At 46.4% G+C, this 26,994-nt stretch carries 23 protein-coding genes; 13 read left to right on the top strand and 10 right to left on the bottom strand.

Going from position 1 to position 26,994, the window contains the following annotated elements; all coding sequences use genetic code 11:
- Positions 1-46: 46 nt before the first annotated feature.
- The gene (locus tag IEY34_RS31170; RefSeq protein WP_189019407.1) at positions 47-3,274 is read left to right on the top strand and encodes a PAS domain-containing hybrid sensor histidine kinase/response regulator; all 3,228 of its coding nucleotides are present in this window, start codon (positions 47-49) and stop codon (positions 3,272-3,274) included.
- A gap of 12 nt (positions 3,275-3,286) precedes the next feature.
- Positions 3,287-3,790 carry a GNAT family N-acetyltransferase gene (locus IEY34_RS31175; RefSeq protein ID WP_229757924.1) on the top strand — a complete coding sequence of 168 codons (504 nt, stop codon included), beginning with the start codon at positions 3,287-3,289 and terminating at the stop codon, positions 3,788-3,790.
- 29 nt (positions 3,791-3,819) lie between these two features.
- Here the strand turns inward: IEY34_RS31175 and IEY34_RS31180 are convergent, their stop codons facing one another.
- Positions 3,820-4,869 (bottom strand): ParB/RepB/Spo0J family partition protein, encoded by a 1,050-nt coding sequence (locus IEY34_RS31180; protein ID WP_189019409.1) that lies wholly within the window; start codon positions 4,867-4,869, stop codon positions 3,820-3,822.
- 206 nt (positions 4,870-5,075) lie between these two features.
- On the opposite strand from IEY34_RS31180, the gene IEY34_RS31185 reads away from it, so the two are divergent.
- The gene (locus tag IEY34_RS31185) at positions 5,076-7,391 is read left to right on the top strand and encodes a putative bifunctional diguanylate cyclase/phosphodiesterase (RefSeq protein WP_189019411.1); all 2,316 of its coding nucleotides are present in this window, start codon (positions 5,076-5,078) and stop codon (positions 7,389-7,391) included.
- Between the two features lie 63 nt (positions 7,392-7,454).
- Here IEY34_RS31185 and IEY34_RS31190 read toward each other — a convergent pair whose 3' ends face one another.
- Together IEY34_RS31190 and IEY34_RS31195 are read right to left on the bottom strand one after the other, a co-directional pair.
- Positions 7,455-8,261, bottom strand: coding sequence for a histidinol-phosphatase (locus IEY34_RS31190; RefSeq protein WP_189019413.1), 807 nt, complete (start codon positions 8,259-8,261; stop codon positions 7,455-7,457).
- Between the two features lie 46 nt (positions 8,262-8,307).
- The gene (locus IEY34_RS31195; protein ID WP_189019415.1) at positions 8,308-9,210 is read right to left on the bottom strand and encodes a LysR family transcriptional regulator; all 903 of its coding nucleotides are present in this window, start codon (positions 9,208-9,210) and stop codon (positions 8,308-8,310) included.
- 212 nt (positions 9,211-9,422) lie between these two features.
- On the opposite strand from IEY34_RS31195, the gene IEY34_RS31200 reads away from it, so the two are divergent.
- Both IEY34_RS31200 and IEY34_RS31205 read left to right on the top strand, forming a co-directional pair.
- Positions 9,423-10,949 carry an MDR family MFS transporter gene (locus IEY34_RS31200; RefSeq protein WP_189019417.1) on the top strand — a complete coding sequence of 509 codons (1,527 nt, stop codon included), beginning with the start codon at positions 9,423-9,425 and terminating at the stop codon, positions 10,947-10,949.
- Positions 10,950-10,961: 12 nt separating this feature from the next.
- A complete protein-coding gene (locus IEY34_RS31205) occupies positions 10,962-11,540 on the top strand; it encodes a PadR family transcriptional regulator (protein ID WP_189019419.1) in 579 nt (192 codons plus the stop codon).
- Positions 11,541-11,609: 69 nt separating this feature from the next.
- On the opposite strand, the gene IEY34_RS31210 is transcribed toward IEY34_RS31205, so the two are convergent.
- The gene (locus IEY34_RS31210) at positions 11,610-12,401 is read right to left on the bottom strand and encodes a TIGR01457 family HAD-type hydrolase (RefSeq protein ID WP_189019421.1); all 792 of its coding nucleotides are present in this window, start codon (positions 12,399-12,401) and stop codon (positions 11,610-11,612) included.
- Positions 12,398-14,095, bottom strand: coding sequence for a PAS domain-containing sensor histidine kinase (locus tag IEY34_RS31215; protein ID WP_189019423.1), 1,698 nt, complete (start codon positions 14,093-14,095; stop codon positions 12,398-12,400). The genes IEY34_RS31210 and IEY34_RS31215 overlap by 4 nt, the downstream gene beginning before the upstream one ends.
- 285 nt (positions 14,096-14,380) lie before the next feature.
- Here IEY34_RS31215 and IEY34_RS31220 point away from each other — a divergent pair, with 285 nt between their 5' ends.
- Both IEY34_RS31220 and IEY34_RS31225 read left to right on the top strand, forming a co-directional pair.
- Entirely contained in the window at positions 14,381-14,839 is a 459-nt protein-coding gene (locus tag IEY34_RS31220) for a chemotaxis protein CheX (protein ID WP_189019425.1), read from the top strand.
- Positions 14,840-14,933: 94 nt separating this feature from the next.
- Positions 14,934-15,710, top strand: a complete 777-nt coding sequence (locus IEY34_RS31225) for an SDR family NAD(P)-dependent oxidoreductase (RefSeq protein WP_189019427.1) — start codon at positions 14,934-14,936, stop codon at positions 15,708-15,710.
- Between the two features lie 35 nt (positions 15,711-15,745).
- On the opposite strand, the gene IEY34_RS31230 is transcribed toward IEY34_RS31225, so the two are convergent.
- Positions 15,746-16,003 carry a DUF2573 family protein gene (locus IEY34_RS31230; RefSeq protein ID WP_189019429.1) on the bottom strand — a complete coding sequence of 86 codons (258 nt, stop codon included), beginning with the start codon at positions 16,001-16,003 and terminating at the stop codon, positions 15,746-15,748.
- 83 nt (positions 16,004-16,086) lie between these two features.
- Between IEY34_RS31230 and IEY34_RS31235 the strand changes: the two genes are divergently transcribed.
- From IEY34_RS31235 to IEY34_RS31250, 4 genes are all read left to right on the top strand, one after another.
- The gene (locus tag IEY34_RS31235) at positions 16,087-16,911 is read left to right on the top strand and encodes an alpha/beta hydrolase family protein (RefSeq protein WP_189019431.1); all 825 of its coding nucleotides are present in this window, start codon (positions 16,087-16,089) and stop codon (positions 16,909-16,911) included.
- Positions 16,912-17,062: 151 nt separating this feature from the next.
- The gene (locus tag IEY34_RS31240; protein WP_268240204.1) at positions 17,063-17,596 is read left to right on the top strand and encodes an RNA polymerase sigma factor; all 534 of its coding nucleotides are present in this window, start codon (positions 17,063-17,065) and stop codon (positions 17,594-17,596) included.
- A 112-nt stretch (positions 17,597-17,708) separates the two neighbouring features.
- A complete protein-coding gene (locus tag IEY34_RS31245; protein WP_189019433.1) occupies positions 17,709-19,109 on the top strand; it encodes a DEAD/DEAH box helicase in 1,401 nt (466 codons plus the stop codon).
- A gap of 47 nt (positions 19,110-19,156) precedes the next feature.
- Positions 19,157-19,702: a hypothetical protein gene (locus IEY34_RS31250; protein ID WP_189019435.1), complete on the top strand. Its 546-nt coding sequence runs from the start codon at positions 19,157-19,159 to the stop codon at positions 19,700-19,702.
- A 585-nt stretch (positions 19,703-20,287) separates the two neighbouring features.
- Here the strand turns inward: IEY34_RS31250 and IEY34_RS31255 are convergent.
- The 4 genes from IEY34_RS31255 to IEY34_RS31270 all read right to left on the bottom strand — a co-directional run bounded on the left by IEY34_RS31255 (position 20,288) and on the right by IEY34_RS31270 (position 24,844).
- On the bottom strand, positions 20,288-21,466 hold the full coding sequence (locus IEY34_RS31255; protein ID WP_189019437.1) for an MFS transporter: 1,179 nt from the start codon (positions 21,464-21,466) through the stop codon (positions 20,288-20,290).
- Positions 21,463-22,287, bottom strand: coding sequence for a Cof-type HAD-IIB family hydrolase (locus tag IEY34_RS31260; protein ID WP_189019439.1), 825 nt, complete (start codon positions 22,285-22,287; stop codon positions 21,463-21,465). Before IEY34_RS31260 ends, IEY34_RS31255 begins: the two co-directional genes overlap by 4 nt.
- Positions 22,280-23,056 carry a DeoR/GlpR family DNA-binding transcription regulator gene (locus tag IEY34_RS31265; protein ID WP_189019441.1) on the bottom strand — a complete coding sequence of 259 codons (777 nt, stop codon included), beginning with the start codon at positions 23,054-23,056 and terminating at the stop codon, positions 22,280-22,282. The genes IEY34_RS31260 and IEY34_RS31265 overlap by 8 nt, the downstream gene beginning before the upstream one ends.
- 129 nt (positions 23,057-23,185) lie before the next feature.
- A complete protein-coding gene (locus IEY34_RS31270) occupies positions 23,186-24,844 on the bottom strand; it encodes an FAD-dependent oxidoreductase (RefSeq protein ID WP_189019443.1) in 1,659 nt (552 codons plus the stop codon).
- A 224-nt stretch (positions 24,845-25,068) separates the two neighbouring features.
- Here IEY34_RS31270 and IEY34_RS31275 point away from each other — a divergent pair, with 224 nt between their 5' ends.
- Together IEY34_RS31275 and IEY34_RS31280 are read left to right on the top strand one after the other, a co-directional pair.
- Positions 25,069-26,271 (top strand): S-layer homology domain-containing protein, encoded by a 1,203-nt coding sequence (locus IEY34_RS31275; protein ID WP_189019445.1) that lies wholly within the window; start codon positions 25,069-25,071, stop codon positions 26,269-26,271.
- A 156-nt stretch (positions 26,272-26,427) separates the two neighbouring features.
- Entirely contained in the window at positions 26,428-26,697 is a 270-nt protein-coding gene (locus IEY34_RS31280; protein WP_189019447.1) for a hypothetical protein, read from the top strand.
- Positions 26,698-26,994: the final 297 nt, after the last annotated feature.

Genomic DNA, 26,994 nt, shown 5'->3' on the forward strand with positions numbered 1-26,994 from the left:
GTCATATAATAAGTGGGTAGTGGTAACTTAGCGATGAGGTGATGGCTTGTTCAAAGACCTGCTTAATAATTTTTCCGTCTTGGCTGTCTTTATTTTTATTTCCGTTCAATTGTTCTACAATCCTAAATTTAAAGCCATTTCGAAATGGAAATATCGTTTATTCGTAGGTCTTCTGCATGGGCTATATGGCGTCACGTTAGCGTTTCTTGGCGTTCATCTCAGTGCGAGTCATATTATGGATCTCAAAGCTGTTGCGATTCTTATGGCAACATTTATTGGGGGAGCTTATTCCGGTTTCATAGCGACGGTTATTATGATTATTGGCAGAACGCTCATCGATCCGACCGTTTTCCTGCGAGTAACCATTGTCGCCTTCCTGATTTTCGCAGGCTGCGCCTTAGCTAATCACTACGTGCAAGACTACTTAAGGAAGTGGTCGCTGCTTATCTTATGTCCCATAGTCGTGTTATTCATGGATATGATTGTCATCTATCATCTGCCTGCGACAGATTTGGTCATTCCGGGCTTACTTCTGCACTTAGCAGCCGGGGCTTTCGTAGGCGCTTTAATTCGCTATTTCTTACGATCCGAGGAGCTGAAAGGCCAGATTCGGTCCATACAGCAGGAGCTATCAGATATTCTGAGGCTGCAGTCCGGCTTTACTTTTAAATTAAAAAGGATCCAGAATCAGTTCGTATATTCGATGATTGACGGTCAATTACTACGTAAATTGGGATTTAATCCATTGGATTTAAAGGATAAGAATATGCGGAATATGCCGCATATTTCGACCTCATTTTCCCAATATTTAAATGATAAATATGAAGAAGCTTGGCAGGGCAGTCAAGTTGCTTATGAAGCGAAATTACGCGGAAAGACGGTCTTTACGACTTTACAGCCCGTTTATGAAGGTGAGCAAGTGGTTGAGATTATCGGTTCCACCACAGACATTACCGAACGTACGGAAGCCGAAAGACGGATTCAGGAAAGTGAAGAGCGCTACCGGATTCTCTTTGAAAATTCACAGGAAGGGATTCTGGGATTTACAAAGGAAGGGGATATCCGCTCAGCTAACCCTAGAATAGCCCAAATTATTCATAAAACTGCCGAATCTATTATTGGTCATGAGATGACGAGATTTCTTCCGGAAACCGAGCAATCCCGTTGGAAGCGTCACTTCCAGGAGGTCGTGCTGAAGGGCGGCAACATTCGCTTTGAACTCAGTATTCCGTCCATTGAAGGTGAGCGCAGAGATTATAGCGTTACGCTTTCAGCCTACAAGAATGCTGCTGGGGACTTGGAGGGAATCGTTGGAACCGTTCATGAATTCACAGAAGTAACGATGCGGCATGCCGCGGATCAAGCCAGCCAAGCCAAGAGCCAGTTCATTGCGAAAATGAGCCACGAAATCAGAACCCCCCTCAATGGGATCATTGGACTTTCTCAAATTCTCGGCAAAACGCCGCTTTCGGATCACCAGAAGGACTATTTGCACAAAATAACATCGTCGTCTCACACTTTGCTCGGCATCATCAATGATGTTCTGGATCTATCGAAGGTAGAAGCCGGCAAGTTGGAAATCGAACAGACGGGCTTCCATCTGGACGAACTGCTCAAGGATCTCTCTAGTATACTAAGTGTCTTGTCGGACAGTCGCCAAATTGAACTTATTTTCAATACCGCGGCTGAACTGCCGAATCATATCCTGGGTGACCCGCTGAGACTGAGTCAAATTCTCTTGAATCTTTGCAGCAATGCGATTAAATTTACAAGCGCAGGCTATGTGATGCTCGAAATTCAAATGGCTACGAGCCATTCTGCGGGAGAGATATTTCTTACCTTCACGGTGGAAGACAGTGGCATTGGCATTACCGATGATCGGCTTGCAATCATTTTTGAACCTTTTTCGCAAGCAGATGGTTCTACGAGCAGAGAGTATGGTGGAACAGGACTGGGCTTGACCATCAGTCAACACTTGATTGAACTGATGGGAGGCGTTTTACAGGTTCAAAGCGCAGTAGGGCAAGGAAGTAGTTTCACGTTCACACTGCCCTTCCATGTCATTGAATTAGCCGACCCGGATGAATGGGATTTGACTCAGGATCATACCCCGTATCAAATCCTTCTGGTTGAAGATCATCCGTTGATGCGAGGTGCCCTGCAGGATACACTTGAATCTTTTGCCTTGATTGTATCAACGGAGCCTTGCTGGAAAGAAATGTTCGAACATTTAGAGCGTCGGCAACTTGAAAATGAGCTCTACGATGCCATTCTGCTGGATATGGAAATTGATGATATGTACGGCATCGATACCTGGGAAACCTTCATCCGCTCGATTGATCGTGACAAGACGATTGTGGTTTGTTTGACCTCGCCTTTGGGCAAAGAAGAGATGCTGAAATTGCCGATCCAAGATCGGCCAGATGCCGTTATGATGAAACCGATTTGTCGGTTGGAGCTTTACCAAACATTGAATGCCTTGTTTCATCCGCATCTTATAGCCGGCGGGCAGCTGTTGGCGGCTCCAACGATTGAACATTTGAAGGGTCGAATTCTGCTCGTTGAAGACAACGAAATTAATCAGCAGGTGGCCCTCGAGATCCTCGAGGAACGGGGATATGACATTATCACAGCTGAGAATGGGCAGGATGCCATCGATAAACTAGCCTCTGAAGCGATTGATTTGATCCTTCTGGATATCCATATGCCAATTATGGATGGCGTTGAAGCTACCAAGCTGATCAGAGAGCATGAGGCATACCGGCACATCCCGATAATTGGACTGACGGCCAATGTCGTGAAACAGGATCATGAGCGCTATTTGCGCATCGGGATGGATGATGTCCTTAGTAAACCATTGGATGTGAATCGCTTGTTCAGTGTAATAGGCAAATGGCTTTTGCCGCCAGTTGCTCGTCCAACACGCTTGCAAGAGCAGGGAGATGCCTTCTATATGAGAATTGAAGCCATTGATTGGAGGACAGCGCTGGCGCGTCTGGAAGGCAAAGAAGCCATTCTAACGGTCATGCTTCAACTGTTCAAACGGAATTATACGACCTTTGCTGAACAAGTAACGGATTCCATGCGGAATCAGGATTGGGCGGCAGCCAAACGTGCTGTGCATACCTTGATCGGTGTTGCGGGAAGTCTATCCGCGCATGACTTGCATGAAGCAGCATGCCGGTTGGAAACGACAATTCTGCTGCGAGATGACTTCTTTGTGCCGCTTCGTGACGTTACTGTGCAGATCGAGCGAATTACGAATTTTGTGTAGGAGGGTTTACTTTTGGAGTTGATTCGACTGTGGGAGCAAGAAATTCCGCAAGTGCAGGAACTGATGATGGATGTGGTCTCACGACTTCCTTCCGAAGCGCTGTATGCGATGGATCGAATTGAAGCGCTGTATGCTTATTTGGAACAGGATAGCGAGATTTATGGCGTTTATGAAGCTGACAAGCTGGTGGCTTTTACGATGCTTGCCTTCCCGGCATTCAGCGAAAGCAATCTCGGACGAGAATTTGGCGTACCCGAGAGTGATCTGGCCAAAGTAGCTTCGCTGGAGGGATCGATTGTTCATGAATCGGTCAGGGGGAGAGGATTGCAGCGGCATTTCCATGCAAGGAGAGAGCAGCTTTCACGCGAAAAGGGAATGAAGTATTTGTATGCAACCGTGCATCCTGACAATGCCGTAAGCCGGAGAAACCTGGAAGCTGCCGGTTTAACCGTGCAGTTCTCACGCCTGATGTATGGCGGGCTTCCTCGGCTTTGCTACGCCAAAAAGTTAGAGTAACAGGGCTCGACGTAGCTTCCCGTGCTGGACTAGTGGGAAGCGGCGAGCTCCTTCACTTTTTTCCAGGCTTCCAGCTGTTTCTCTAATTGTTCGACCAGTGTGGCAAGATCCGTCACTAGCTGGTCTTGGTCAGCACCATGCAGGTTCAAATCCTCTCCTTGGATGAGTTCAACGGGAGCAGGCAAAACCGACAATAGCTGCTGAACCTTGCTGTGAATGATGCTTAAGCCTCCATACTCTACGGTTGTATGAATGGCGGGAGTCTTCGTCTCGCTGGCAGCTGCAACCAGTATGGACGCCGCTGCATCAACTTTGGGCGCTTTCGTAGGCGCTTTGACCGGAGCAGCAGGAGCGGGCTTGGCTCGTTCTGCGCGGTTGTTTTGGAAGTTGGACCAAGTCTCAACGAGATCGCGTCCGGATTTGTAGAGCAGCTTGCCTTTGGTGCTTTCGGAAATGTCTTTATCCTTAAACATTTTGGCGATTTTCTTGACATCGCTGACAGGCATTTCGTCCCGTGCCATAATGAGCGCGAGCGGATCGCGATGTTCCATCGGCAAATCTTTGAGCGGCAGCAATTGATCTTCGGTCAGCTTGTCTTTGCGAATCTCCGTTCCGCTGACGATCAGCTTTTTGACACTGTTGCCGAATTTCAGCAAATCACATTTGTTTTTGATATAAGCTTCGGGTTTGCCCAGTTTGCCGGAAAGATATTTAATCGATGAACTAAACTTGGCATCATTCATCAATTTATGGAAAGCCTCAGCTTCCTCAATTGGTGAGAAGCCTTCGCGTGTCAAATTCTCCGCAATTTGCTCCAAATAGATCTCAAGCTCGTCCGTAACTGTAGATACTATGCAGGACATGGTTGCTTTTCCAAGCATTTTACTTGCCTTGTAACGGCGGTTTCCATAAATAATTTTGTAGCGGTTATCCGCTGTCGTTCTTACCTTAATCGGGGAAAGCAAACCGATTTCCTCAATGCTTTTCATAAGTTCCTGCAGCGCTTCTTCATCGAATTGGTATCTGGGTTGATCCGTATCTTCGTCAATTAAAGCTATCGGGATTTCATGTATATTCATGTGAGATCTCCATTCCATCAAGTGTTCTTCTACTTAGTATATAACAAGGTTGAAATCGTGGCGAGCAGCCTTTGTTGCTTGCTTAGACGGCGCTTGGGTCCTTTCACAATAAAAAACATTGCATCAAGAGGATTTTAAATGAAATAATAGAGAGAATAGTGGTCGCAACAGGATCTAATAACAGCATTGCCTAGGAGTAGATTAGTATGAAAACGATGCAATACACGATAATCGCACTAATTTTCGTCCTATTGGTTTCATCGTCTGAATTCGTGCTGGAGAAGTATCACGAATCCTTGCTTCATGAGTTAACCGTAACCGAACAATCGCAATTATCATCGAAAGCGTTGGCATTGCAATCTGTCATTGACCGTAATTTTAATTTGATGGTCAGTCTAGAAGCTTATGTGAGTTCAACGTATCTGCGAAATAAAGATGACCAAGAAGTCCTGAATTACATTGCTTCATTATATGTCGGGGCTCAGGCTTCAACGCTCAATTTGATTATTGCTCCCAAAGGGATAGTCAAATTCGTTTATCCGATCGAAGGCAACGAAAGTATTCAGCAATGGGATTTACTGAATGATCCGCGGCCGAATGTCCAACAACAAATTGTAAGGGCTTTGCGTGCCAAGCGAATGACCATGGACGGTCCCTTTGATTTGCTGCAAGGTATCCGTGGTGTGGTTGCGCGTAAGCCTTTATATCAGGACGGCGTATTCTGGGGCTTCGTTTCGGTTGGCGTAAATTTGAAGCAATTGCTGAACGAAGCGGAAGTTAACGATAAGGATACCCAAGCGCTGCAAATTGCGATTCGCAGTCCTGGACAGCCAGCTTTTTTTGGAGATGACCAAGTTTTCCAGCAAAATCCTATGATCGCTCACATTACACTCTCGGAAAACCAATGGGAACTCGCTGCGCTGCCGAAGGAAAGTGCCGTTCACAGCATCGATCGCTCCATCCTGATGATCCGCAGTTCATTCATCTCCGTTCTGCTGCTGGGTATTTTGTTTATCCTGTATATCAATCGACAGCGGGATAAACTGAGTCGTGCCGTAAATGATCGTACGCAAGAGCTGCGGCTAGCCAATGAGGGCTTAACCGAAATGAATGATAAGCTGCTTGCTGGGCAGCAAGAATTGTTTAATTCCAATAGTCGCTTGCAGGAATCAGAGCAGATGCTCTCCTACTTGGCGTATCATGATGTCCTGACAGGCATCCATAATCGTGCCCATTTTCAAATGGTTCTGAAAGAACAAATCACTTTATGTGAAACCTGCCATTCTTCCTTAGCGGTACTTTTCTTTGATTTGGATAACTTCAAAATGGTGAATGACTCCCATGGTCATCATATGGGGGATCTAATGCTCATGGAAGTTGTGGGGAGGATTCAACAATCAGGGTTGCCATTTCACACATTCTCCAGATTTGGTGGCGATGAATTTGCTATCTTGCTGGACACTTGTACAAGTGAGCTGGATATCCAGTTGTTCTGTGAACAACTTATCGAAGTGTTGAAGCCGCCTTGCCTGCTCTCGAATCGTGCATTTTTTATTAGCGCAAGTATTGGGATTGTGCAGTATCCCTACGGCGGCTTAACTTGGGAAGCTCTGCTCAAAAATGCCGATATAGCGATGTACATAGCGAAGAAAGTGAGCGGCAGCTCCTACAGCTTCTTTAATGAGCAAATGGCGATGAATTCGCTAACGAAGCTCGAAATGGGCAATCATTTGCGCCAATCGCTTGAGCGCAACGAACTTGAAATTGTGTATCAACCTCAAGTGGATTGCCATTTAGGCCAAATCGTCGGTGTGGAGGCTCTTCTGCGATGGAATCATACGACCAAAGGTTATATATCGCCAGCGGACTTCATCCCATTAGCGGAAGAAATTGGAACCATCGTGGAAATTGGGGAATGGGTGCTTCGCGGCGCTTGCAAGCAGATGAAAGCTTGGCAGAGGGAAACAGCAACCCCGCTGACTATCTCCGTCAATCTTTCTGTGAAACAATTGAATGATGAGCGTTTTGTAGAAACAGTGAGCCGAATTTTGGCCGAAACCGGACTGGAAGCCAAATATCTGGAGATGGAAATTACGGAGAATGTCGCTATGAAGGACGAGCAGTTGGATGCGCTCCGCTGCTTGAGGCTGTTGGGTATTGCCATATCGGTGGATGATTTCGGCACCCATTACTCTTCGTTAAGCTATTTGAAAAGGTTCCCAGTGACCAAAATCAAGCTCGACCAATCCTTTGTCCGCGGCGTGCAAACGGATGATAAGGATCGCGCGATGATCATTGCCATTATTTCTGTAGCGACCTCCTTTCAGCTGAAGATTATTGCAGAAGGCGTTGAAACAGAAGAGCAAGCCAGATTCTTGGTTGCTAACGGCTGCAGCCACATCCAAGGCTTCTATTTCTTCCGTCCGATGAATGCCGAACAAATGCTAGCGGCCATGCAGGAAAGCTTGCAGCAGAAGCTGGCGTTCCTGACGACGGGAACCCCCCGCCGTTACTTTTCGTGAAATGAACATAGAAAAATAGCAGCTGCCCAAAGGAATAAGAGCCTTTGGAAGCTGCTATTTGCGTTACAGTTGAACAACTTGTTTTTGTTTGTTTTTGAAATAGACCCACTGTTTGAAGCCGATTTCTTTCAAGGTTTGACGTACTTCCTCCCAGTCATCCGCTACGCGGCCAGGGATATGGGCATCGGAGCCGAAGGTCACTTCAACACCATAATGAAGCGCTTGCTCCAGGATTTCGCGGGAAGGATACCAACCGCCCACATCTTTGGTTTTACCGGAAGTGTTAATTTCAATGGCTACACCGGATTCCCCGATGATTTTCAAGGTTTCATTGACTTTAGGGGTAGCGATATCGGAGAAAGCCGGATAGAAGCCTTTCATTGCATCGATATGACCCAGGATGTTGAACATGCCGGAACGCGCAGATTCGGCGATAAGTCGGTAGTATTCTTCTTTCTGCTCGATCTTCTGTGCTTCGTTTAGCTTGTTCCATCTATTGCGGTTGAAAATACTGACACCACCGGATAAGTGAACGGAACCGATGATATAGTCAAACGGATATTTGGCATATTCCTGTTGATAAATAGCGGTATGCTCAGGGAAATAATCGGATTCGACCCCAAGCAGGACGTCAATTTTGCCTTCGTATTCTTTTTTAAGCTGGAGGACTTCCTCGATATAACGCGGGAACTCGCTTTTCGCCATGGCAATTAAGGGCTGGGCGTGATCCTCGCTGCTTCCGAAATAGGGGGAATGATCCGAGATGCCGATGACTTGCAAGCCACCTGCTATCGCAGCCTCGATATAGTCGCGAATGGTATTCTGTGCGTGTCCACAGCGGTCATGATGGGTATGTAGATCGAATTTCATAAGTGACCTCCTATAAAGTAGTACAAGAGCTTCATGAGAAAATAGCTTATTCAGAGCCGAGAAATTGGGTTTCCGGCATTCCTTTCAAATCACGCAGGAACTGCTGCATGGCAGAATTCAAGTAGCGTCCTGATTTATATACTACACCTACTGGATGGGTAATATCCAATTCATTTACCTTTACCATCTTGAGTGACCCGTGTTTGAGTTCATCGGCAACGGACATCTTAGAGATGATGGCGACGCCAAGATTCAACTCGACCATCCGCTTCACTTCTTCACTGCTGGATAGCTCCATTACAATATGCGGCGAAACGTCATAGGTTTTGAAGATTTGATCGACAAACCGACGCCCAGCTGTTTCCGGAGACAGCGTAATGAACGGAATGTTGCGCAGCTTTTCAATGGACAGATGGGCAAAACGGGCAAGTGGATGATGGGTGGAGACGATCAGCTCAAAAGTATCGTAGTAAAGAACCGATGTTTCCAAAGCCTGGTTTTTTTCGAATAAATACGTGATTCCGATATCGATCTGGCTGTTCTCGACGGAGGTCATAATTTGCGAGGAAGTCATGGAGTGAATCGTCGTTTTGATCAAAGGGAACTGATCCTGGAAGTAGGAAAGCACCCTGGGTAAAATCTGCATCGCGATGGAAGTCGTTGTGCCAATATGAATATGGCCTTGTGGCGTTAAATGCAAGTCGGACAATCGCTGTTTGAGATCACTGGCTATTCGCAGCATCTTCTCAGCATGTTCCAAGAACAGTTTGCCGCTATCCGTCAACGTAACAGGTTGATTACGATCAATAAGTATCGTGCCGAATTCGTCTTCAAGACTCTTAATTTGGGCGGAAACGGCAGGTTGGGTCAAGTTAAGAATTTCGCCAGCTTTGCGAAAGCTCATCGTTTTGGATATGGTGAGCAATGTTTCTAACTGGTTCATATTCATGCGCATACCTCCTGCTTATAATAGGTTTAGACTTACAAATAAAATTTATCGAAATTGTAAAGGACATAAAAACCTTTTGTAAGCTTATTATATGATAGGAAGAGCAGCATCGGCAAATATTTCTGTCTGACAGAGGAAATCCCATTGCTAAATACTCAAATTTGAGTATAATGATTTTATGTATTAATTAAAGTTAAAAGGAGATTCACCTCATGTCGTTAACACGTAAGTCGAACACAACATGGACGGTTGTCGGATTGATGCTAGGGCTCTTACTCGCGTCCCTGGATCAAACAATCGTGTCCACGGCGATGCCTACCATCGTCTCGAAATTAGGAGGTTTCAGTCAATTCGTCTGGGTATTCTCAGCGTATTTGATTGCCAACGTCGCTGCAATGCCGATTTTCGGCAAGCTCTCTGATATGTACGGTCGCAAGCTGTTTTTTATTATCGGAATTATTGTTTTCATGATTGGGTCTGCGCTCTGTGGAACAGCAACATCCATGACCGAACTCATCATTTACCGGGCTATCCAAGGTATTGGTGGCGGTGCTTTGATGCCAATTACGTTTGCTATTATTTTTGATATTTTCCCTCCGGAGAAAAGGGGCAAGATGCAAGGGCTCTTCGGAGCTGTTTTTGGACTGTCCAGTGTCCTTGGTCCGATTATTGGCGCCTATTTCACCGACCACGTCACGTGGGAATGGATTTTCTTTATTAATCTTCCACTTGGTGTTGTTTCCCTACTGCTTATTATTTTCTCTTACCACGGGTCCGTTGAACACAGCAAAGCCAAAATTGATTGGAGCGGTACGGTGTTGCTGACTGCTTCGATTGTCTCCCTGATGTTTGCTTTGGAACTTGGGGGCAAAGAATATGCGTGGACTTCCTGGCAAATTATTGGTCTACTTATTGGCTTTGTTATCTTGCTCGGTGCTTTTATCACCGTCGAAAAATATGCCGCAGAGCCGATCATACCTCTGGATTTATTTAAAAATCGCTTGTTTACCTCCAGCATGGGCGTAAGTTTTGCTTACGGTGCTGTCTTGATTTCTGCCGGAACGTATATTCCGCTGTTTATTCAAGGTGTATTCGAGGGCTCAGCAACCAGCGCTGGATCGACGTTAACCCCGATGATGTTGGGCGTCGTTGTCAGCAGTGCGCTGGGTGGACGTTTTATCGGAAAATACTCGTACCGCAATGTCATGTTGGTTTCTGTCGCATTAATGCTCGTTGCTACCTCGTTGTTAGGTGGACTTTCCATTGATTCCGAGCGCTGGTTAATTACAATCTATATGATACTTCTAGGACTAGGGATTGGCGCTTGTTTCCCAATTACTTCCATGTCGGCTTTGCACAAAGTAGACTTCCGCCGCAGAGGTACGGTAACTTCCCTCGTTGGTTTTTTCCGTTCCGTTGGATCAGCTATCGGTGTTGCGATTTTTGGCAGCATTCAAGTCAATTCCCTTCGGACGAATATCACAGAATCTTTGAACGATCCTGCTATGGCAGAAAAGTTTCATGATGCGCGTATGTTGCTGCAACCGGATGTCCGTTCCAACATTCCGCAGGAAGTGCTGCATAAGCTTTTGACTGCCTTGGCGGATTCAATTGCTGTTGTTTTTCAAACGACGATCGTTTTGGCTGTAGTTGGGCTTGTGTTCATTCTTATGATGGGAAATGCTAAACTTGAAGTGGGGAGTGCTCCTGTCAAAGGAAGCGCGCCAGTAGGACACTAGGGGGTAGCAAGGATGTCGATGAAGCTTGTCATTCTGGGTCTGTTGATGGAAGCCAACCGGCACACGTACGATATTCGTCAAACAATGAAAGAAAGAAACATGCATAACTACATGAAGCTTCAGGATGGTTCCCTGTACTATGCGATGGATCAGCTTCGCAAGGACGGCTTAGTAGAAGCGCTTGAAGTCGTGCGGGATACGAATCGTCCTGAGAAAACGGTCTATCAAATTACAGAAGCCGGTAAATATAAATTTCAAGAACTGCTGATTGAGCAGTTGCATGAAGAAATTAAACATTACCACCCGCTCTATGTTGCTCTTCCTTTCACCGTTCATGGCGACCAAGCCAAAATTGCAGAAATTCTCGAGCATAAGATTATGGCCCAAAAAATCATTATGCAGCGCTCGAGGAGTGTGTATGAAGAACACATCCATACCGTTCCGCGCGTTGTCCTGCAAATGATGGTAGGCGGTTATAAACGAGCTTTCTGCGAGCTCAAATGGTTGGAAGGTCTGCAGAAAGATGCCAGAGAAGGACGGTTTCAGGAACGAAATTCACCTCTGGATGTGGACTGGGATTGTATCGAGTAGATACAGTAACATTACAAAGAGGCTGCGCGTTAAGGTTCGTGTGAACTATGACCTTAACGCGCAGCCTTTTCAATTTGCGGGAGTCTGGAATTGATCCATGAAATGCTGCAGGTCCGTACACACGAGGTCTGGCGTCAAGCCCGCCGACGCCAGCTGCTCTTGCACGTTGTCCGGCGTGGCGACGCCAGTCAACACAAGGGCTGTGCGGCAGCCCGACACCGCTCCTCCGCGGATGTCGGTGTGCACGTTGTCGCCGATCACCCAGACATCGGCGGCAGGCAGTCCAAGCCGCTCGATGGCGTAAGCCATGATGATCGGCGAAGGTTTGCCGATCACCACCGGCTCTACGCCGGAGGCGGCGGTGATCGCAGCGGCCAGGGAGCCTGCCCCTGGCATAAGACCTCCATCCGACGGCAGCATGCGGTCAGGATTGGTTAAGACATAAGTCGCGCCATCCTTCAAGTGGCGGACGGCTTCCGTCAGCTTCGCGTAGGTGAAGCTGCGGTCAATGCCTTGGACGACGTAGTCCGGCGTCGTCTCAACCAGGTCGAAGCCGACCGCCTCCAAGGCGATTCGCAGCCCGGCTTCGCCAATCATATGCACGCGCTGACGTACGCCGCGCTGCTCGGTCAAGTACTGAGCGGCTGCCTGTGACGACGTGTAGACAGCCGCAGCGGGAACTTCGATGCCGAGCGCAAGGAGATGCTCGGACACTTGTTCAGGCGTACGTGACGAGTTATTCGTCACGAGTAAATACGGCAGGCGCTCCGCCTGCAGCCATGCAATGAATGCCGCGGCATGAGGGATAGGCTCATGCCCCCGGTACAAGGTACCATCCAAATCGATTAAAAAGCCATTCATTTAACAGTCACTTCCTTATTCTCGTTGATCGTGGTGGAAGGAAGTGTAATTTCAACGGTTGTTCCTTCATCCAACTTGCTGCGAATTTGCATCAAACCGCCATGTGCTTCAATAATTCGGTAGCAGACCATAAGTCCTAGGCCTGTCCCTTTTTCTTTGGTACTGTAGAAGGGTTCGCCGAGTTTGGGAAGTCGTTCAGGCGCAATGCCGCATCCTTCGTCAATAAACCGAATCGTAATGTTGCGTCCAGGAAGATCTGACTCGGCTTGGATACGCATGGTGCCGCCCTGAGCCATGGATTCTAAGGCGTTTTTCAGGATGTTGATGAATACCTGTTTGATTTGATGCTCGTCACAAGAAACTGCCGGCAAGCCTGGGGCTATTTCCGCTTCAATTTCAATGTTCCCTAGAAGGGCCTGAGGTTGAAGCAGCTCAATAGTGCTCATCACAATGGAGTCTACGGTTTTGGTGACGAAATGGGTTGCCTGCGGCTTGGAAACAAAAAGAAACTCATTCACAATAAACTCAATACGCTGCAGTTCCTTCCGCATAATATCGATGTAATATTGTTCTTTCTCGCTGTTCGTTTTCAAAAGTTGAAGGAATCCCTTCAATGCCGTGAGCGGATTGCGAATTTCGTGAGCCACCCCGGCAGCCAATTGACCGACGGCAGACAGCTTGTCTGATTTTATCAACAGTTCCTGCGTCTTTTTAAGCTCTGTAATATCTTTGAAGGTAATGACCGTACCCAGAATCTGGCCTCTGCCCTCCAACATGGGACTGGACATATATTCAACCGGGAATGCCGTACCATCTTTGCGCCAGAATTGATCTTCTTTCATCACAGGAAATTCGTTGCCCAGAATCGTGTTCAAAATAGGGCTCTCCTCATTGGAGTAGAAGGTGCCATCGGATTTGATGGGGCGAATCAGATTATGAATCTGACGGCCCAGCATTTCATCCACTTTCCAACCGGTAATCGCTTCAGCAGCTTGATTCCAGAATATCGTGCGGCCGCTCAAATCGATCCCATAAATCCCCTCGGAGACAGAATTCAGAATCAGTTGATTCTGCTTGTAGAGTTTGTCGATTTCCTTCTTCTGTTCTTTGACTTCCGTCAAATCCTTGAGAATGGCGTAAACGCCAACAATTTGTCCGTCGATCATCGTTGGGACAAAAGTCACATTGGATGGAATCGGAAAGCCCTTTTGATGAACAAAAGCAGCCTCGAAATTTTGCGGCATTCCAGCGGACGCCACTTGAAAGTGATGCAAAGCTTTAAGTAGATCAGGCGGGTTGATCATAGGAATGAAAGACGTGAGCATGGCGCTCTCCCGGCCTAAACCGAGAAGACTTTCCAACCCGTGGTTAGCGGACAGCACCTCGCCGTCCAGGCTGAAGGAAATGATGGAATCTGGATGATTGTCATACAAAGATTTGTAACGTTCCGCTTGTTCTAGGATGAAAGCCTCTTTTCTTTTGACTGTTTTAATGCCTTGTATAGCCAGCACGAGAATGAATCCTAAGATAATAATGTCGATACTGATGCCTAGCAGACGATGGGACTGGAGATAGTCAAGTTGATGCAGAAAAAAGAAGTCTGCGCTGATCAAGGCGATAGCGATAATATGATAAACGAGTGCAATACGGTGTAAAGTCCAGGCTCCGCTTGTCGATGGCTGCTGCTTAATCATAGTAGACTTGAGCGCTCCTTTATGAGTTTTTTCGATGAATGTACCTAGGATTCGACATAGTTATATATATTCTTCCTTGTCGCTATGGTCTTTTCCTTCTAAAAAGAAACGAATTATCATAAGTTTTGACAATTTCAGTATGAGGGCAGGATTCGTTTATGTATGTGAGTAGAAGGAACTATTTTAAGAAAAATGGCAGTATACTTGTCCTAATTTTTTAGGTATAATGTTGAAAAAGGTCGTTTTTCTGTGGAACTTATTCACAAATGAGATCGGAGCGGAGCTATGAAGGCTGAGTACATTAATCCCTTTTTGGAGTCGGCTAGAATTGTCATCGAGCAAGTTGCTAACATTCGCCCAACGACGGGGCAGCTCGGCGTTAAAGACGTCAAATTTGTGGAAAAGTATATTTGGATCCAAATCGGGATGACCGGGCAAATGGAAGGCGACATTGTTTTTGGCTTAGCGGAAGATGTTGCATTGAAAATGGTTTCTGCCATGATGGGCGGATTCGTCATTACTGAAATGGATGAAATGGGCAAGAGCGCTATCTCTGAGCTCGGCAATATGATCAGCGGCAATGCGAGCACGATGTTATTTAATCAAGGGGTAAGGGTAGACATTACACCACCCAAAATTGTTCAATCAGCAACGGCTGCGGGATTTGTACCTAAGAAAGCATTGACCATACCTTTAATTATGGATAGTATCGGTGAGTTAGACATTCAGGTATTGCTCACGTAGAAACGAATTTGGATAAATAGGTTACAATGAATGGAGGACTGCGAGAGCAGGGTCTCCATTTTTTTGCAATTAGCGATAGGAAGGATAACGAACATTGAACATATCGAACAAAATTGTTTTGATCACTGGCGCATCCAGCGGCATTGGCGCCGTCATGGCGCAGCAATTTGCAGCCAAGGGAGCGATTCCTATTCTGACAGCACGCAGCACAGATAAACTGCACGAGATTGCGGCAACTTTGCAAGGTCAGCATGCTGTGTATGAGATGGATGTGACGAACAGCGGGCAAGTGAATGAGGTTATTGAGCACATAGCGGTAAAATTTGGCCGTATTGATATTTTGATTAACAATGCCGGGTATGGCATATTTGAATCTTTTGAGGGAGCGCCTTTCTCCCATTTTGAAGAGATGATGAACGTGAATTACTTGGGGATTGTTCGAGTGACCCAGGCGGTGCTGCCGCATATGGTGAAAGCGGGCAGCGGCCATATTGTGAATATCGCTTCTATGGCGGGGAAGGTTGGTTCAGCCAAATCAACGGGGTACTCGGCTACGAAGCATGCGGTCTTGGGCTTTACGAACAGTTTGCGGCAGGAACTTGTGAAGAAGGGAATTGCCGTGACGGCTATTAATCCTGGTCCTATTTCTACCCCTTTCTTTGATAAAGCAGATCCGACTGGCAACTATGTCAAAAATGTCGCCTGGTTTATGCTAAAACCGGAAAAAGTCGTCAAAGAGCTCATACATGCCATCCAGAAGAATATTCCGGAGAAAGACCTGCCTTTCGTCGCTGGCGTAGGCATTAAATTTTTTCACCTATTTCCGCGTTTATTTGACCTGGTTGCCTCAGGGTTGTTGAATAAGAAATAAAGCGGAGTCCAATCGTTGGATTGGACTCCGCTTTTTTACTTCTGATCAGGCTTATTTGCTTGCAAGGCTTGATTCAATGCGCGAATTTCTTCGAAAATGCGGCGTACTTCAGCTTTGCCTTCTGGATGAGTTTGGTTCCAGTGAGAGGTCAATGCCGGAAGCGATTTATGAACATGATTAAAAAATGCCCAAATCTTAATTTTCTCCATCATTTCAGGTGAAGTATCACCGGTAATGAGTTCAGCCGTCTTAGCAACCAAAGAGTCAAATGCGTTCTCAAAATCTGTATTCATAGTTTCATCCCTTCGGATGGAAAATAGGATGGAGCACTATTAGTTTATCTGATGGCCAGAATGCTGTCAAAAAGGAGACCCGGATGTCGATGACGCAAACGGATTTGCAGGATGGGCAATTGCTGGATAGAGTACAAATTCGCTGTTTCATGAAGCATATCTCTCTTTTTATTCTAACTTATGTAAGCCAAGGGCTGAAAGTGAAGGGGCTGCTGGCTGTGCCTGACGGATCTGTTCCCAGACCTGCCGTGATTTATTGCCGCGGCGGTATCAAGCGTGTCGGGATGGTCCGCAAACGACGAATCGTTTCCATGGCCCAGCGGGGATATGTCGTATTTGCTCCCTACTATCGGGGGAATGAGGGCGGCGAAGGTCGTGAGGATTTCGGCGGAGAGGACCGCTATGATGTTATCCATGCGATTGAAGTCGTCCAAGCTTTAACAGAAGTGCAGCCTGGCCCAGTCCCATTAATCGGATTTTCCCGAGGCGCTGTGATGGCCATGCGGGCTGCCAGAGAATGCCGTGGTGTTGGCCCTGTCGTGGTATGGGGAGGCGTAAGCGATATGCTGGACACCTATGAGCAGCGAGTCGATCTGCGCCGGATGCTAAAGCGCGTTGTCGGGCACCCCAAGAAACAAGTTGAGGCGTATGTGGATCGTTCACCTGCACTATGGGTAGAAGACATCCATACCCCCATTTATATCATCCATGGGACGAAGGATTCGCAAGTCGATATTAGTCAAGCAAGAAAGCTGGCCCAAGCACTGGATCAAGCCGGCAAAAGCTATACGATGGCACTGTATGATGGACTCGAACACCGCTTCGCGAGAGAGGAAGACGAGAAAGCGCTGGACGATGTATTCACCTGGCTGGACACGAAACTTGCGCTGATTGCCCAAGAGAAATAGCCTTCTTCATTTAATTTGCCGCTAGTTATTGTTTACTCCTCTTGAATGGCCTAAAATAAGGGAAGAACAAAGTTGGTAGTTCGACCTGGTAGGCTAGGGGGCGTTTATTACGCAGTCTCTGAGACAAATATTTTGCAGTGACTTTTACAAGTTGGACAAAAGCATACAAGAGCAGATATACCAAGAGTTCTATATACTCGTGTATCCTATGATTTACTTTATTTTACGTGATCATGCCGGTGTGGAAGATATCATTCAGGAGTCTTTTCTACGGGCGGTCCGTAAAGCACCCTTGCTTCAAGAAATCGATAAATATGAGAGTTGGGTTAAGAAGCTAACCCGTAACGTCACGCTCAATCATCTGCGCAAGCACAAACGCAACCGGGATGAACTAGAAACAGAGCTCTTGCTCAGCTTGAAAGAAGCGGCTCCCACCTCGGAATGTTTGGACTCTCTAGATAAAGAAGTTGAACTGAAATTAATGCGTGAAGCCATCATTATGTACATCAATCAACTTAGTCCTGCATACCGACAAATCATCGCGATGAAATGGATACATAATTTATCCTACAAGGAAATGGCCAGCGAATTAGGTGTTACAGAGGGTGTCGTACGACAGCGTTTATTCAGAGCGCGGGATGTCATTAAACAGAAGCTTTTCGAGGAGTGGGGAACAGGCGGATAGGAGTCCTTATGGACTCTTATTTCTGCTGTTTGCGGGATCTTTATTTGTATCGTTTTCCCTTGTGACATATAATAGGTTCATTAGCTAGGAAGAGAAAAGGGGTTTTCATAAATTGAGTACAAGCTTCGAGCAACTGCAAATCGCACAGACTTATTTAGATAAATTACAGCAATTAGGCATAGGCGAGCCTACACCTATTCAGGCTGAAGGGATACCGGTATTGAAAGATGGGAAAGACGCGATTATCCAGTCGCAAACGGGCACAGGCAAAACCTTGGCCTATCTGCTGCCAGCGCTAGAGCGTATCGATCCTGCACAGAAACAACTGCAAGTGCTTGTTGTTGTTCCTACAAGGGAACTAGGCATGCAAATCATGCAGGAAATTGAAAAGCTGACAGAGGGGGGACCGATTCGTTCCCAATCCTTGATCGGCGGGGCTGCCATTGTTAGACAAGTGGAGAAACTAAGACTTCATCCCCATATTGTGGTAGGAACGCCAGGACGTTTATTGGAACTCACGAAGATCAAAAAGCTGACGCTGCACCATGTGAAAATGGGGATCGTGGATGAAGTCGATCAGGTATTTGAACTGGGTTCTATGCAGGATGTAGAAGCGGTTCTGAAAGGGATGCTCAAGTCGAGTCAAATGGTGTTTGTCTCAGCGACGATTCCCCAAAGCACGGAGCAGGCAGCCGAACGTTGGTTGAAGGAACCTGTTATTATCAAAATCAATCCGAGCCAGCGCACAGCAGAAACATTGAAGCACATGCATGTGGTTTGTCAGGAGCGGGAGAAGATCGACACGTTAAGAAGGTTGGTCCGTTTAATTAAACCAACTTCTGCTATCGTATTCATCAACGTTACAGATGACATCGCGCAAGTGGTGGGCAAGCTCCAATATGTTGGTTTGTCGGTTGAAGCCCTCTATGGGGAAGCCAGCAAACAGGATCGGGCCAAAGTCATGGGGAATTTCCGTGAAGGGAAATTCCAACTGCTGCTGGCCACTGATGTCGCGGCACGGGGGCTGGATATTGAAGGCGTAACGCACGTCTTCCATCTGGATCCTGCCACGAATGCGGAGTATTATCTCCACCGCGTGGGTCGCACCGGCCGAATGGGCCGTGAGGGCACAACGATCTCCATCGTGACGCCCAAAGAGCTGTTCATTCTCGATAAATTCGAGAAACAGCTTGGGATCACGATCGCGCCTAAGGCGATGTTCGAGGGCCGACTCGTCGATCCGGCCCAAGACCGCAGCGCGGCTACGATGCGCAGCCGCCGTGAAGCGGCGCGCCCGAGCGGCGCAGCGCCTGCGCGTGCGGGCTCTGCCGACGCGCGGGAGACTGGCGCAGCGGAGCGCGCTCCGCTCAGCACGGCCGCGGCGAAGCCGGCAGCGCCAGTTAAGACGGCCGCCGCAGGCAAGGCCGTGAGCAAAGCCCAACGCGAGCGAGATCGCAAGAGCAAGGGCGCTCCTCGCTGGCTCAAAGACAAACAGCAGAACAAAGAAGAATAGCCCAGAGCCCTGGGCTAGCCCAAATTGTGATCTGCGAGGTGTGAAACGTGCTGAAAAAAATATTGATTACGGCCATTTGTCTTCTTCTTATTCTTCTACTTGCCGTGGTCCTTCTTATCCGGCACGTCAAGCCGACAGAGACGCTAGACTTATCGTACCAAGAGATTTCGATTGGCAGCAAAATTGCTGACATCATAAAAACTCGCAAGTTGGATGTGCAGCTCACCGAACAGGACCTCAATGATTTGGTCAAAAAGCAGTTGTCCGCGCACCAGCAGTTGCCCCATGATTTTCAGCTGGATGGGGCTAAGCTTACGCTGAATGGTTCTCATCTTGAGGCTGATTTGAATCTCAGATGGCGTGATAAAGTTCCAATCGCAGCCCAAATGCAGTTCGCGCTTGCGTGGAATCCGCCTAATGTAGTCATTCAGCCAGTTCGCACAAGCGTGAAAGGGATGCAGCTCCCCAATGAATGGCTTCATCTTGAACCCATCTCATTTTCGCTTGAAGAACACTTGCCAGCTCTGATCGGTGTGAAGAATGTTGTTTTCCAGGATAAAGCAGTTGTCGTTCAATTAAAGGTTCTGCGTTAAGTTGAGCAACACGATGTTTAACAAAAAACCTCCGAATCCACTTGGTTAAGTGGTCACGGAGGTTTTTTTGAACACGCCAGAATTTATATAAGGGAACTAGGATCCGCTATATTGCTGAAAACCGCCATATTCCTCTCCAAAGGGAACTACGATCCGCTATATCACCGTTTCCCCGTCGGAATCAGCATCTTCCGCCTAAATAACGTACCTCAGTTCCCTCTCATGCTGCTTTTACCCGGGTTCCAGCCAATTAGCGGATCGTAGTTCCTTTTCAAGCTGGGCTCTGTGTCATCGCATTAACCCACAGGGAACTAGAATCCGCTATATTGCTGAAAACCGCCAAATCCCACTCCAAGGAAAACGATTGCGGATTAGGAAAAGTCGACACCCGAAGCAAGAAGCCACGTACATGCTGAAAGTGAGGAAGGGACTTCACTATATTTAGGGTAAATAGACATCCTCTGTAGTTCCCTTACAAGATTTGTCGCTTTGAAGAGGCTGATCCCTCAGGGCGGGGAAGCCGGTTTTCTTTGCTGATCCCTCAGGGCAGGGAAGTCGTTTTTCTTAATTGGACAGTTCAAGGACTTAATTCGACTCAACAGCCTGAATCCGCCACTTTTTCGTATAGATAACGATCCCCAGCACCAAACACATGCTGATCAGTACAAACCAGATGGACACACCTGTCTGGAATTTATCCATTCCCCAGCCAACTCCTAAGGGAAGAATGGAACCACCCAAACCGCCAGCGGCGATCAGCGTACTTGTGATTTGCTCTGTGCGACCGGGCAATAATTGATTCGCATAGATCAGCGCAACAGCATACATCCCAGACATGAAAAGGCCGAGTAAAAGGACGATGGCGAAGCTGCTCCACAACTCAGAGCTAAACATCCATAACAGCAAGGTAACTACGCTCGCTGCAAAGGAGAAAAGCAAGTAGCGGAAATAGGTCAATTTCTCAGCGATGATGCCCGCGAAAACCCGACCGAAGACCATGGCCAACCAATAGGCGGTTACAGCCAGAGAAGCCACGGAACTTGAAGCATGCAGCTGATCGATAAAGATCGACGGCAAGAAGTTGACAATCGTATTTTCCATCCCAACATACAAGAAGAAGACAAACATGAACAGAATAAGGAAAGTTAAAGAGCTTTTCATAAGTGCAGGAGGCTTATTAGCGGACTTCGTGCGATCAGCCTTATGGGCCAACAGTTCATCGTGTTCACCCAAAGAGAGCTTTGACCAGATGATGCCTGTTGCCAGCGCGCTAATTCCCAGCAGCATGAATCCATATTTCCATAAGTCATTCGCGATCAAAATACTGGATATGAGCGGCATAATCAAGGCGCCAAGTCCGAAAGCGACTTCTAACTTGCTGAAAGCTGTTGCTTGATTATCTTTGGCCGCCATGAGCACGAAGGTGCTTATACTTGCTTCAACAAGTCCGAACGCGACGCCGGCAATGAAAGTCAGGCTAACTGCGAGAGGCCAGGGAGGCAGCAAGACGATGGACACCATGGCTAAGAAAAGGAGACCAAATGCGGTTGTAATGGTCGTTCTCCTGCTGATGCGGCGAGCCATGGCCGGCATGCTCAGCACGCCGAGCAGAAAACCGCCAAATTGCAGGAATACGAGAAATCCGCCGTCACTGTAACTCCGGCCATAATGCGCGAGCAGTTCAGGTAAGACGGCTCCGAATATAACGTGCGTGCAGCCTGTCAATAAGTAGGACAAGCAGCTCATAAAGAGTAATTTTTTCATCGACCAGCTATTCCTTTTTGTTTAGTAAGATAGGCCTCATTGTGGTTAAAAACGTGCACAATCGCATCGGCGACTGAATCCACTTGGTAGGCCGCTTGTTTCTTGACGTCGGGATGGGCTCCTGACATGGCAAAGCTGTGAGGGGTGATACCGAACATGGAGACATCATTAAAGGAATCCCCGACACAGGCGATTTCCTCCGTCTTCAAACCTAGTTTCTCAATCAGTTGCAGCAAGGAACTCCCTTTGGAAACGTGCAGCGGCATAATATCCAAACAATCTTTGTCCGAGATGAACATTTCCAGGTGCTCACCGAGCTCTTCTTCCATCCGTGCTTTTAAATTTAACAGGATGTCAATTTCGCCAAACATCGAGAATTTACAGACCGCGAACTCATTTTGAAGGGAATGTTCGAGATCCTCTTTGATGAGGAAAGGGCGGAAGGTCCGGGCTTGGATGGCATCCGAGGCTGGTGTCAGGTGCGTAATATAATTCGCTTCTCCTGAACAGATCAACTTCACGAGATCAAAGTCTCTCAAGAGTTGGTATACGTTATGCGCCAATTGGGGTTCAAATAGCTTGGATTGGAGATAGCTGCCATCCTCCAAGTGAATGAACGCCCCATTTTGCGAGACGGAGTAAGCGCGATGTCCAATCTCCTCCAAAACCTGCTGCATCTCCACATTCATTCTTCCGGAAGCTAGGCATAAGGCGATCCCGGCTTCTTTGACCTTGGCCAAAGCGGCTAATTCTCTGTCGCTCACTTTTTTACTGTGATCCAGCAAGGTTCCATCCAAATCGCTTACGATAAGTTTAATCATGTTGTTCTTCTCCTCCTGCTAATACAATTTCTACCTCAGCGGCAATTAATTTATCTTTGATCTCAGAGCTCAGTGCTTGATCTGTGATCAGAATATCTATGCTTTCAAAGCCAACTACGCGGTGAAAAAGTCTTTTACCGAATTTGGAATGATCCGCAAGTACGATAACTTGATCAGCATGCTGCATCATGGCTCTCACCAAATAACAATCCTCTTCGTTTGGAGCGGAGAGACCTTCCTCCGTAATCCCGCAGGTTCCGATAAGCAATTTGTCGACATGGTAATCATTGAGCATTTCAATCGCTTTGGCTCCATACACGCTGTGATGCTTGTTATCAAGCACGCCGCCAAGAATATGAATGGTAGTTTCTTCTTTACGCGTTAAGATAGCAGCAATTTCAATGGAACTTGTGACAACCACATTTTGCCGGGAAAATAGGGCTGTTGCGGCGTGAAGCACCGTTGTTGAAGCATCCATCATAATGTAGTCGCCATCTTGGATGAGCTGCGCCGCTGCCTTGCCAATCGTCAGCTTGGATAAGGATTCGGCTTGCAGCCTTTCGTCATAATTGCCTACTTCTTTGAACAGGGTAGGGAGGATAGCGCCGCCTCGCGTTCGGACAATCAGGCCCTGTTCTTCCAGCTTCACCATATCTCTTCTGGCGGTGTCGCGAGAGACATCGTAGAGTTCGCAGATAAGATCTACCGTAATGCGTTTATTTGATTTTAAGTATTCAACGATTGATATAAGTCGTTCTTCCTGGAACAAGCAGTGTCATCTCCTTTCATTAAGTATTCGTAAGCGTTTGTAAGTATATCGCTTATTATATGTCTGAACGTGGCAAATTTCAACTAAAAAAACGTGCGCCGCTCGAAAGAACGAATGCACGTTTTTTTATTATTTTTTTGTTAACGGTTTTTTTCTTGTTTGGATGTAGCTTGGATAGGTAATTTCACCGGTATCCAGTTTCGCAATTTCATCTGCATTCCAACCGCTGATTTTATTCGCAGCTGTAACGCCAGTTAATTTAATTTGATAATGAGCGGACAAGTACTGTTGAAACTTGGCCATCTCTTCCGGTGTGATTTCTCTTAATTTCTGTTTGCCGTGTACTTGACCAAGGATAACGCCAATGGATTCAGCAGCTAAACTAGTATTCGGCTGAATTCTTGTACTGCCATAGGCAATTGCGGAGGAACCCACATTTTTACCCGCGGCGATGACATTTTCATAATTTTTCAGTAAAAAGCTGCGCAGCGGCATGCCGTATTTATCCGGACGCCCCATTTCAATCCCCCACTTATTAGCGCTTGTTCCCTGTAAATCAAGTGGGTAGCCGCCAATACTGACGTTGTCCCAGAACATGGTGCCCGAAAGCAAGTCAGAAGGTTTGAGGACGTAATCCATCTCGTAATGATTATACTCACGGACATAAGGATATGTCGGTTGTTCCCCTAACTCCGCATGTTCCCAGCCTGGCAAGGTTTTGCGGAAGTGTGGCAGAATCAGAGCTGTTTCCTTGTTGCCCAAGTTTACAGCTTCTTGGATAGATTCAGGTTTGGATGGATCAACAGTGTAAACAAGAAGCGCATTAATTAAGACGTCGCCATCACGCTGATTCACAGCATTTAACCCTCTTAGAAAAACACGATCGTTCGATGGATGGTAAGCTTTCGTCATCCCGCTAAGCCCGATAGCGAAGCTGTCGCTTACATAGCCGCCACCGAATTGTTTAGATTTCTCCTCAGGCTTCAGCAAGTTAAACGCGGTATTGAATTTCTTCCAATCCACATTTTTGAACTTCATCATCATCCCGGCGCTCATGTATTCAATCTCTTTTTGACCGTAAAATTTCTCAAGACCCGGAAGCCGTTTGGCACCAAGGCGGCTGATAAGCGCTGCGTAATCACTATTTTCAACCCAATACGTAGCTGTTACTTTCTTTTTTTCATTTTTCTCATTCGAATATACAAGGGAAGCGACTTTGTGCATATTATCCGGTGTCTGGACTTGCTCGATTTCTTGAATGACAATACCCGATTCGATGGGAATATCTTTGACTAGTTTATTCATATAGGAAGTGAATTCGGGAAGTTTGCGAATCTTGGCATTTCTGAATCCGTCGAATAATTCTTTGACCCGACCTTGAACAAGCACATGGCCTTGATCATCTCGAGTTTCATCTAGGAACAGCATTTGGCTTTGAAGAATTTGGCCTCCAAAAGCCTGATGAGGATCTAATATCTTCACCTTCAGTCCTTCGTCGGCAGCTGCACGAGCCAAATAAAGTCCTTCCAGCTCACTCCCGATAACCACAACATCCACTTGTTCAGTCGGATAAGTGCTAACGTTCTCATTTTTTGTTCCTGCCGTTGGGACAGTTGAAGGCTCAAGTGAGTTAGGCTTGTCTTGATGAATCGTGGAAGGAGCGGTTACTGAGGTTGGTTCCACTTTTCCTTGCTTCAGCCAAACCTTTCCATAAGTGAATCCGCAAATAACAATAAGCAGAACGGCCAGAGCAATAACGAGTTGAACTCGCGGGTTACGTAAACGCATGTGTTAGCTCCTTTTGCGATAGTCTTCTATGCCATAAGTTTAGCAGTTTCATAGGGGTTTTGATAGTGGATTTCATAGGCGCGAATAATTCGTATTTAAAAGATTTACCAATCTACCCCCAAAAACATAAACGGGAAGGCGAATTGATTTAGCATAACACAGGAACCCTTCGCGAAGGCTCCAATTATTTATGAAATTAGATGAATAAGGGAGAGGGAACTTGAATGAAAAAGAACTTATTGAAAAAAGCAGTAGCAACAGGACTTGTCCTAACAATGGTAATGGGGGGCGCATCAGCTGCGTTTGCCAAAGGAAATGACCATGATGATCGTGGTAAAGGGAACAGCAACAATAACAACAATAATAGCTATACTCAAAATATCAAAGGCAATGTTCAAATACGAATCAATTTCAATGACCTCAAAAGTGCGGAATGGGCAATGCGCTACATTGCTAGCCTAGCTTCCAAGCAAGTTTTTGAAGGATATGAAGACGGCACATTCAAGCCTGACAAAACGGTTTCCCGCATTGAGGCGATTACAGCCGCAGTTCGTTTAATGGGATTGCGCGAGCAAGCGGAGTCTGCTGTTGAAATGCAAACCAAATTAAATTTCAAAGATGCAGATAAAGTTCCAGCATGGGCAGTAGGTTATGTAGCTGTAGCCTTAGAAAATGATCTGTTCACTGAAAGCGATGATTCTGTTCAGCCGCAGAAAGAAGCAGACCGCCTATGGGCAACTACGCTTTTAGTGAAGGCGCTTAAATTGGAAGCAGAAGCAAAAGCGAAAATGAACACAACGCTTACTTTCAAAGATGCTAAGCAAATTCCTGCAGGATCTGTTGGCTATGTCGTTGTAGCCAAAGACAAAAACCTCGTTGATGGATTTGAAGACAATACCTTCCGTCCGAATCAACCGGTAACACGTGCTCAATTGGCCGCTTTGCTTGATCGTACGGGCAGTCAATTGCCTGATGAGCAGGCTGGCAACACAGGAACAGTGAATGCAATTGTTTACAACAATGTGCTTTCCGTTACCAAAGCTGGTGTTGTTACGCAATACGTACTGCATCCAGATGCCTTCATTTTGCGTAACGGCGTGAAAGTCGCTGCATCCGCATTGCAAATTGGCGATCAAGTGAAAGTGCGTACCTTCAATAATACGGTTGTCTTTATTGAAGTAACGACTTTAGGTCAAGTGAATCAAACATTTGATGTATTAGGTACGTTGAATGCAACTACTGTTGATGGACAAGGAAAGATTAAGACGATATCGATCAACCAAAACATCAATGGCGTTAACCAGACGACAGTGTACAATGTTTCCGCTAATGTAACTTTAACAGGAAATCTTGGTTCGTTCACATCGGGCCACTTGATCCAGCTTAAAGGTCAAAACCAAGAAGTTACTTCTATTGATGTGAAATAAAAAATGATGTTAATAAAAAGGCTCTAATAGATAGATATAGAAAAAGGTTAGATTCACGCAACAGCCCTCATCTTAGGAATTAGATGAGGGCTGTTGTATAATTTTCCATACAAGGAGGGAAACTGATTTTTATCTTGGAAGGAGTGACTTTCTATTATGAACGAATCTTTAATGGACACATTTAAACGCTATTACGCTGATTACCGCAGCGCTGCCAACGTTGATGAAAGCTTCGCCGACGCTTATCACGCAATTTCCTATCATGTTATTAATCAAACGGAGCAGCTCGCTAATCAGGGAAACCTGGATGATATCCAGCAGCTTATACGCGAATTCCGGGAATTCCGCTTCTCCGAAGGTTCCAGTACCGATGCTTTGAAAGAACATTTCGAGCAGGAGTTGGTTCAAAAAGTGCTTGATCGTTAGTTTTTTGGAAACTTTAAGAATGACAGTTGCAATCTGGCAGTGAGCATGGTATATTGTCGTTCCGGCCAAGAACGAGCTGAAAATTTTATCGAAAAATGTAAAAGAAAAGCTTGCATTCGGTTGGGCGAATATGCTATATTGTAATTCCGGCCGCGAGAGCAGCTTGGTAAGCGAAAGAAATTGATCTTTGAAAACTGAACAACGAGTGAGTAAGCACGAACGAGCAATCGTTCAAAAAAGAGATTGTAAAATCTCGCTAGCAAGTCAATGAGCATTTCAGCTTTCAGATATATGGGT

It is taken from the genome of Paenibacillus marchantiophytorum, assembly GCF_014640555.1.
GTDB classification, from domain to species: Bacteria; Bacillota; Bacilli; order Paenibacillales; family NBRC-103111; genus Paenibacillus_E; species Paenibacillus_E marchantiophytorum.